Origin of the sequence: Acinetobacter sp. YH12227, assembly GCF_013417785.1 — a bacterium.
In the GTDB taxonomy this organism is placed as follows: domain Bacteria; phylum Pseudomonadota; class Gammaproteobacteria; order Pseudomonadales; family Moraxellaceae; genus Acinetobacter; species Acinetobacter gandensis.
In genome coordinates this window covers 1-9,099 of sequence record NZ_VPDH01000104.1, presented here as the reverse complement: position 1 = coordinate 9,099, position 9,099 = coordinate 1, and the positions used below count along the sequence as shown (strand labels likewise).

Below are 9,099 nucleotides of genomic sequence, written 5' to 3'. Positions count from 1 at the left end.
GTGAAGGTAGGGTTTGTTTTAATGTTAAATCTAGATTCTGAGATAAATTCATAAAAAAAGAGCGTATTTACATACGCTCTTTTTACAGCATTTTAACTTTTTTTGCTTAACTGACTGGCATTACTCATCCGAGTGCTTTTTTATTACATCACTATTAATAAAATTGATGAATTAATATAGAGCTAATGTGTTTAATGATTGATCTAACAAATCTAAAGCGCCCCATGCTGTTTGAAGCTCTGTATTTGAAACTGCTGTGACACCCGATACCGGATTGATAGACGGATTTAAATAAGATGAATCATCTGATATTTCATCAAGAGCAATGTTTGGTTCTTGATTGCTCAATAAGCTGTTCAAATCAATTTGATCATTAGGAATGAATGCGTTAGTTTCGTCTAAGCTAAAGCTCGACACACTGTGCTGCGCAAGTACATCAAATACATTATTATCATCTATTAACAGCGATGCTTGATCATGTAATTCATTCGAAGCCTGTTCTTCTGAGATCAAGAATAAACTCGCTTTAGCAACTGTCATCGCTTCAACTGTAAAATCAAATGCTGAGCTTTTGGCACTGGTATTTCCAGCCACATCCGTTTGGGTAAAACTATAACTGTACTTGCCTGCAGCTAAATCTGACTCTGGTGTATACAACCATTTTCCACTGGTATCTGCTTTGACCGTTGCCACTGCGACGCCATTTTTATAAATGGTGATCGTGGCATTGGCCTCACCTTTGCCTTCAAAACTTGGGGTTGAATCTTTAGTGCTCTCCCCCTGTTTAATGGTAAGCTTTGTAGTCTCGCGATCATCATACACTGTCGTCAATGTCGGTGCTGACGGCGCAATTGTGTCCTTTTTCCCTACGACTTGCGTGCTCTTTGATATATTCCCTGATGTATCTGTCGCAGTCACTTGAACTATATTATTATCTGTTATTGCGCTGCTTAATTTTACTGTATAGCGACCATCGTCACCAACAGTTGCGGTACCAAGTGTATTTCCCGCACTGTTTTTAATCGTAATTTTGGCGCCAATTTCCGCACTTCCCGACACTTCTGTACCATCAATATTGATCGACGCTGTTGGTGCCACTGGTGCTGTATTGTCTGTTCCAGCACTGATATTTAACGATGTAGATTGATTCCCTGCTGCATCAACCACAATAATGGTTGCCTTATTACTGTCCGATAGAGCTGGGGACAATGTAATTTTAAATTGACCATTTGCATCTACCGTAGCGGTGGCGATGACTTGTGAATTTGCATCTAAAATTTTAATAGTACTGTTGGCTTCGGCGGTACCAACAAGTTCTGTTCCCGCTTTATTGACTTCAATCTTGGGTTGATCTGGTCGCAACGTATCTTTTCCTATTTCTACCATTTGCGCTTCAGATTTATTGCCTGCTTTATCTTCTACTACAACTTTAGCCGTCTCACCCGCTTGCAAAGAATCACTTAATGAAATGGAAAAATTACCATCACTTGCCGCAGTGACTGGCCCACCTAAAAGCGTTTTACCATCAGCAGCATAAACATATACTTTTGAACCCGCTTCCGCTAAACCGGAGATAAACTTACCGCTTTCATCTACTTGTGCATTTGCAGCATCTGGAGCAATCGTATCTTTTCTACCCATTAAAATCGTCGATTGAGAACTATTTCCCGCCTTGTCTTTGGCGTACAAAATTACGCGATTGCCATCTGTAATCGCGACATCCAAAGTAATTTTATAGTTACCATCAGCGTCTGCTTTAGATTGACCAATCGTATTGCCTTTGGCATCTACTAAATAAACCGTTGCGCCAGCTTCGGCTTTGCCTGATACCACTTTTCCGTCACTATCAAAACTTCCTGTTGGCGTACTTGGGGCTGTTTTGTCGTTACTAGAGGATTGATCATCGTCTTTCTCAAATGCTAGAAGATATACCGCTTCTGCACCTAAGATCGCCAATCCCGCCTTAAGTAGCGATGGTGAACCATCATCCTCAGTTGCAACTTCTGTAGCTTGAGCTGGTGTTGTCGCCTGATTTAATTGAGTCGATGCAGCTAAAGGTTGCATAAATTCATTCACAGAACGATAGCTAATTGTTTTGCCATCGACATCCATTTCAACCAATTCAAATTGCTCTGGCCCACTATGCACGAGCAAAGAATTTTCAGAACCAAAGTCAGCTGTATAAAAATCATCAATCACAATTTTTTGACCATTTTTAAGGGTAATCACACATTGATTCCCTACTCGATGGATCGATTAAATATCGATTGGCTTGAGTTCTAACTGAATAATTGAAGGTTGAGATATTTGTATTTTGTTGGCCTGAGTTTCTTTTAAAATCGTTTGATCTTTCTTCGATATCACGACAATTTTTGTCATTTTTCCCTCAGTGTTATTATGTAATAAACATCTAATAAATAATTAGTTAAGTACCTTATCAAATTGATGTTGAACAAACAAACCATTCTATATATTTATTCGTCAGAATTATTTTTTATTTAATTTTTCACTAAAAAAGGCCATCCTAAAATGACCTTTTTATATCTATACAACAGCTCGACTAGACGAGACTTAAAATCATAATTTTGGATCTTTTAATTGAACCATGTTCGCATTGGCTTTCGTTAGTGATTCCATCACTTTAGATATCACAGCAGGAACCAATGAGTCAGCAATTTGAGCTGCCTGCAGGCCTAATTTTTCACCTAGCGTCGGTTTTTTACGAGTTTCAATTACATAAACATCATGCTGCGGTAAAAGACTTAATAAATATTCATCAGAGGTCTTAAGTTGATCAACTAAATTCAAATCTAGGGCGTCTTGACCATACCAATGCTCACCTGTAGCGACTTTTTCTACGTTCAGTTGTGGGCGGTATTTTTCAACGAAGTGCTTAAACAAGTTATGCGTTTGCTGTAACTCTTCTTCAAACTTTGCTTTACCTTCTTCAGTATTTTCACCAAACATGGTCACAGTACGTTTGAATTGACCCGCGGTATAAAGTTCAAAATCAATATGCTTTTCTTTTAACAGACGATTAAAGTTTGGAACTTGTGCAACCACGCCAATTGAACCAACAACAGCAAATGGTGCAGAGACAATTTCAGAACCAATACATGCCATCATATAGCCACCACTTGCAGCGACTTTATCTACACAAATCGTTAGTTTAAAACCTGCATCACGTAAACGTACCAATTGTGCAGCAGCTAAACCATAACCATGTACCATACCGCCTGGGCTTTCTAAACGAAGTACCACGCGGTCACGACCTGCTTTTGCAGTCGCCAAAATCAATGTAATTTCTTCTCGAAGGCTTTCGACAGCCGACGCTGCGGTATCACCTTTAAAATCGAGTACATATATTTTTTCATTATTTTTCTTACGCTGACGCGCTTCTTTTGAAAGTTGCTGTGCAAGCTGTAAAAGCTCTAATTTAGATGCAGTCGTTTGAGCAATTTTTTTTCGTTGTTCGTTAATACGTGCATTCAAATGACTGACACGAATTTCAGCAGGTAATTTGGGATTATGAAATAGCATAAAATTTAAAACTCATTTAATTCATATTTATCTTTTATAAGATGTGGGTTTCGTCACAAAAATTCAATGTGTATATAAAAATAATTCTCATTAAATTGGTCAACTCAGTTACATGAGCAATTATTTCCATAGTTCGTTATAAGATTTAGTACATTAAAAAAGAAAAAGAGCCAGTTGGCTCTTTTTAAAATTCGCTTTATACGTTCAGAAATTTAACCAAAACGGCCCGTGATATACGCTTCTGTAAGTTGATGGTCTGGTTGAGTAAATACCTTTTCTGTCGCATTTACTTCAATTAAATCACCAAGATGGAAGTAAGCAGTACGATCAGATACACGCGCTGCTTGTTGCATTGAGTGGGTCACAATCGCAATAGTGTACTGATTTGAAAGCTCAGAAATCAGTTCTTCTACTTTAGCTGTTGCAATTGGATCCAGTGCTGAACATGGTTCATCCATCAAAATCACTTCAGGCGATACTGCAATGGTACGAGCAATACATAAACGCTGTTGCTGACCACCTGAAAGACCTGTACCAGGTTGATTTAAACGATCTTTCACTTCATCCCAAAGTCCGGCTTTACGCAGACTATTTTCCACTATTTCTTCCATGTCGTATTTATCACGAGCCAAACCATGAAGTTTTGGACCATAAGCGACATTATCAAAGATTGACTTTGGAAATGGGTTTGGTTTTTGGAATACCATGCCAACTTGCGCGCGCAGTAAAACTACATCTAGATTTGGATCATAGATATCTTGATTATCCATCATCACTTTACCGGTTACACGGCAGCTATCAATGGTGTCATTCATACGGTTTAAGGTACGTAAGAATGTTGATTTACCACAGCCAGATGGACCAATAAATGCAATCACTTCATTTGCATAAATATTTAGGTCAATCCCTTTAATTGCTTCAGTCTCGCCATAGTAAACATGAACATCTTGTGTGCTAATTTTTACATCAGTAGATTTGGCATCTTTCTTTTGACTTGTCTGTGTATCGAACTGAGACACAAACGAAGTCGATGGCTGTTTTTGACTGCCCTGAGCAGAGGTAAATTGCGTTTGTTCTGGATTCACGGACTTATCCTGTTCTAAGGAATTCTGTTCTGGAGTAATAACTGTATTCATATAATGCTCTCAATTACCAGCGTACTTCAAATTTCTTACGTAACCAAATGGCAAGACTGTTCAAGCCAATCATCAATGCCAGAAGTACAATAATCGCTGCTGCGGTACGTCCTTCGAAGAAGTTACGCAATTCATTGCCCTGCCATAAGAAAATCTGAACAGGTAAAGCAGTCGATTGATCAAGTGGCGTAGCAGGTACGTTTGCAACGAAGGCGCTCATACCAATGAGTAATAGTGGTGCTGTTTCACCTAAAGCTTGTGCCACACCAATAATACCGCCCGTTAAAATACCCGGCAGTGCCAACGGTAATACATGGTGGAAAACTGTTTGTAAGCGTGAAGCTCCTAAGCCTAAAGCGGCTTGGCGAATCGAAGGTGGAACTGCTTTTAAAGATGCACGTGTTGTAATAATTACGGTTGGTAGTGTCATTAAACTCAAGACCAAACCACCTACAACAGGTGCAGAGAGTGGCATATGCATCCAACCAATAAAGATTGCTGCACCCAACAAACCAAATACGATCGATGGAACTGCTGCAAGGTTATTGATGTTGACTTCAATTATGTCAGTGATCCAATTTTTCGGTGCAAATTCTTCAAGGTAAATAGCAGATGCCACACCAACTGGAATAGATAGCACAATCACTATCAGCATCATAAATAGCGAGCCCATAAATGCGCCTGCTAAGCCAGAAGTTGCTGGTGAACTACGTGAGTCTGGATTTTTAAAGATCTCTGTATTGAAGCTATTGGTAATAACACCATCGGCTTTTAACTGATCAGCCAATTGACGTACTTCAGGGCTGAGCTGTTGCTGTTCATCTGGCAAACTACGGTCAATATTACCCGCTAGCCATACATCGACATTCGCATCAGCTAAAATTTTAAAGTCCTGCGTTTTACCAATCAGTGACGGATCTTTCATCACCATATCACGTAAGCGATAAGATTCAGAACTGGTGTAAATGCTATTTAACTCATCACTTTGATTGGCAATTTCAGGGGCTTTTTTAACAATACCATTAACAATGAGTGCATCCCAATCCACCATACCCATTTCAGTTTGCCAAGCGATAAAACGCTCTTCAAACTGTGCAGGTGACTCACCTTCTTTTTGAACCGGTTTAGGGCCGATTTGAATAATTGCTGGATCAAAAAACACCGGTACAGTCATGCTACTTTGCCAAAATGCAGGTAAACCTTTTGCCAAGATGCTGCCAAATAGCAAAGCAACAAATAATAAACCTGTAATGACCGCACCGAAGCCAAACATACGAAACGTCTTTTCTTTACGGTGACGTTTTGCCAATGAGCTTTCGATGATTTTTTTACGTTTTTCACGCTGCTCAGCCGCAGCCTGTGGATCGAATGTTTGATCCATATTTGATGTATTAGTCGTACTCATTCGTATTGCTCACGGTATTTACGCACGATGTACAGCGCAACAATATTCAGACCTAAAGTAATTACAAACAGCGTTAAGCCCAATGCAAAGGCAACCAAAGCCTGAGGACTTGCAAAATCTGTATCACCTGTTAATTGATTCACAATAGTAATTGTGACTGTCGAAACCGCTTCGAGTGGATTGATATGTAACAGCGGACTATTACCAGCGGCTAGTACCACAATCATGGTTTCACCAATTGCACGTGATGCTGCAAGCAAGAACGCACCGATAATACCCGGCAATGCTGCTGGAATAACCACTTGGCGAATCGTTTCAGATTTAGTCGCACCTAATCCGAGTGAACCATCACGTAGCGCTCGTGGCACTTGAGTAATAATGTCATCAGATAATGAAGAGACAAAAGGAATAATCATAATGCCCATGACAAAACCAGCGGTTAAGGCACTTGTAGCATTAATATCGAGCCCAATCATTGCGCCTAAATCTTTAGCAAATGGGCCAATAACCATTAAAGCAAATACACCGTAAACAATGGTTGGAATACCTGCTAATACTTCAATTGCAGGTTTTGCCCATGAACGGAAACTTGGTTTTGCATATTCAGCAAGATAAATTGCAATCATTAGACCAACAGGAACAGCTACCAATAATGCGATACCACTCACCATGAGCGTACCCCACAATAAAGGTAATAAGCCGTAGCTGCCTTCTGCACTTCCCGAAGTACTAAAACCTGGGTTCCATTCAGTACCAAAGAAGAAATCGAGTGGATTAACAAAACTAAAGAAGCGCATTGCTTCACTAAACATCGACATTACGATGCCGACAGTGGTCAAAATCGCCACGCCTGAACATAGTGCCAATGCCACATTTAAAACTTTTTCAACTTGGTTTCGTGCACGATATTTTTCTGCAATGCGACGTTTAGCCATCACTAAACCAATCAATGCCGCACTTACTACAACTGCTAATTTCGCAAATGAACCAATGTTCTCAATTTTCTTTAACTGTTCTGCTGCTGCAAGTTCATAAGCAGCTGGTGTATCGCTCACCCCAAAACCTGAAGCCAATGCTTGTACACGCTCAACCATCACGCTTGTACTCGCTGGATCTAGCGTTGCGCGAATTTGTTCAGGCACATGATTTAAAATGACTTGTTGAAAAATACTTGGTTCAACTAAATTCCAAACAATCAGAATTAAAAATGCTGGGATACCACACCACAACGCGACCAATGCACCATAGTAACCCGGTCGAGAATGCAGCATCGCTGAGTTATTCCCTTTACCTGCAAGTTTACGGCTCTTGGTTAAGCCAACTTGATAGGCAATGGCAATAATCGCCAGTAACACACCAATGAGGAGCAGATTCATGTAATCTCCACTGTTTCTTCAATTACACATTTTGAAAAAACTGTTTCTTTGCAAAAAAACCAATGGCAGGTCGACCCTGCCATTGGCTATTTCCATACTTTTATTTAACAGCTTTACCCGCTTTGAAGTTTGCAAGTACCGCAGCACGTTCTTTGTCAGACATTGAAATCAGACCTGCTTTTTCAAGCTTAGAACCTTTACCAGATACTTTTTTGCTTACAAAGAATTCTGTAAATTCTTTCAAGCCTTTGATTGATTTAAGATGCTCACCTTTCACGTAGAAGAACAATGGACGTGATACAGGGTAAGAACCATTCAGAATTGTTTTCTCAGATGGTGCAACGTTGTTTACTGTCGCTACACGTAATTTGTCACGATTTTGATCATAGAAACCTAAACCAAAAACACCGACTGCATTTGGAGATGTTTTTAAACGTGCTAGTGTTTCAGTGTAGTCACCAGCAATTTCAATCACACGGCCATCTTTACGGAATGTAGAACATGCCTTTTTCTGTGCATCTTTATCTAGCTTCGCAAATGCTTGGTAAGTTTCACAGCCAGCATCTACCATTTTCTCTTGGAATACTTCACGAGTACCGTGATTTGACGCTGGAATGACCAATGTAATTGCTTCGTTAGGAAGAGTTGGATCAATTTGGTTCCAACGTGTATATGGGTTTGCAACCATTTTACCGTTTGATGGTAATTCAGCGGCTAAAGCAGCAAATACATGTTGTGGACGTAATTTGAATGCCGCTTTTTTAGCGTTTGATGCAAACACGATACCGTCATAACCTACTTTAATCTCAAGAACTTGGTTTACACCTGCTTTTTTGCAAGCAGCTAGCTCAGTGTCTTTAATTTTACGAGATGCATTAGCAATATCGATAGTGTTATCACCAACGCCATTACAGAATTGTTTCAAACCACCTGAAGTACCACCAGAACCTACAACAGGTGCTTTAAATTGTGGGAATGTATTACCAAACTCTTCTGCAACAATACTTGCGTAAGGCAAAACTGTAGAAGAACCAGCAATTTGGATCGTGTCACGAGCTGCATTTGCAGTTGTTGCAACAGCTGCCCCTGAAAGTGCCAACGCAATTGCGATATGATTGAAGCGCATTCTCATCTCTCTTTATTGATGCATTTATTGGAGTACGCCACTTTCTAATAAAGTCTTGTACTTTTTCGATATACGCATTTTGATTTTAGAGTATGACAGTTAGGTTACATCTTTATGACGCTTTTATGATAATTGATGTTTGACCTTTGATTTAAATAAATTTCCTTCATTTTCAATATGTAATAAATTTTAGCAAAGTATTAATTGGTTTTTATATTGCTTTGAAATTCGTAAAAATTCACTACATTGTCATATTTTGTATTTCTGAATCGTCTGAAAACATAACCTACACTCAGTCATCTATCACTTTTTATAAAAATAAGCTTCATTTTCTTATTCAGTTTTTAAGTACAGCACATTGCATTAATTGAAATATATCTGAACAGCAGCGTAAGCGTCCGCTGAACCCCATGCCTATTTTTTAATTTGAGTTGGATTTCCAGCGATGTGGTAGTAATTCTTCTATTTGGGTCGCTTTATGCGTCGGCAGCCTTTTCAGCACATCACTGAGATAGG

General features: G+C 39.4%; 8 protein-coding genes. All 8 read right to left on the bottom strand.

What is annotated here, in order from left to right; genetic code table 11:
• Window positions 1–171: 171 nt before the first annotated feature.
• Entirely contained in the window at window positions 172–2,253 is a 2,082-nt protein-coding gene (locus FTV09_RS16170) for an Ig-like domain-containing protein (RefSeq protein ID WP_373687719.1), read from the bottom strand.
• Between the two features lie 3 nt (window positions 2,254–2,256).
• Window positions 2,257–2,379 (bottom strand): hypothetical protein, encoded by a 123-nt coding sequence (locus tag FTV09_RS18180; RefSeq protein WP_257222925.1) that lies wholly within the window; start codon window positions 2,377–2,379, stop codon window positions 2,257–2,259.
• Window positions 2,380–2,577: 198 nt separating this feature from the next.
• A complete protein-coding gene (gene sohB, locus FTV09_RS16165; protein WP_180058884.1) occupies window positions 2,578–3,540 on the bottom strand; it encodes a protease SohB in 963 nt (320 codons plus the stop codon).
• 212 nt (window positions 3,541–3,752) lie between these two features.
• Window positions 3,753–4,676 carry a phosphate ABC transporter ATP-binding protein PstB gene (gene pstB, locus FTV09_RS16160; protein WP_067762784.1) on the bottom strand — a complete coding sequence of 308 codons (924 nt, stop codon included), beginning with the start codon at window positions 4,674–4,676 and terminating at the stop codon, window positions 3,753–3,755.
• Between the two features lie 13 nt (window positions 4,677–4,689).
• Window positions 4,690–6,081 carry a phosphate ABC transporter permease PstA gene (gene pstA / locus FTV09_RS16155; RefSeq protein WP_067762785.1) on the bottom strand — a complete coding sequence of 464 codons (1,392 nt, stop codon included), beginning with the start codon at window positions 6,079–6,081 and terminating at the stop codon, window positions 4,690–4,692.
• Window positions 6,078–7,457: a phosphate ABC transporter permease subunit PstC gene (gene pstC / locus FTV09_RS16150; RefSeq protein ID WP_034703645.1), complete on the bottom strand. Its 1,380-nt coding sequence runs from the start codon at window positions 7,455–7,457 to the stop codon at window positions 6,078–6,080. The genes pstA and pstC overlap by 4 nt, the downstream gene beginning before the upstream one ends.
• 100 nt (window positions 7,458–7,557) lie before the next feature.
• Entirely contained in the window at window positions 7,558–8,583 is a 1,026-nt protein-coding gene (locus FTV09_RS16145; RefSeq protein ID WP_034703646.1) for a substrate-binding domain-containing protein, read from the bottom strand.
• A 421-nt stretch (window positions 8,584–9,004) separates the two neighbouring features.
• On the bottom strand, window positions 9,005–9,099 hold a 95-nt coding region (locus tag FTV09_RS16140), incomplete at its 5' end, for a transposase domain-containing protein (RefSeq protein ID WP_136143756.1).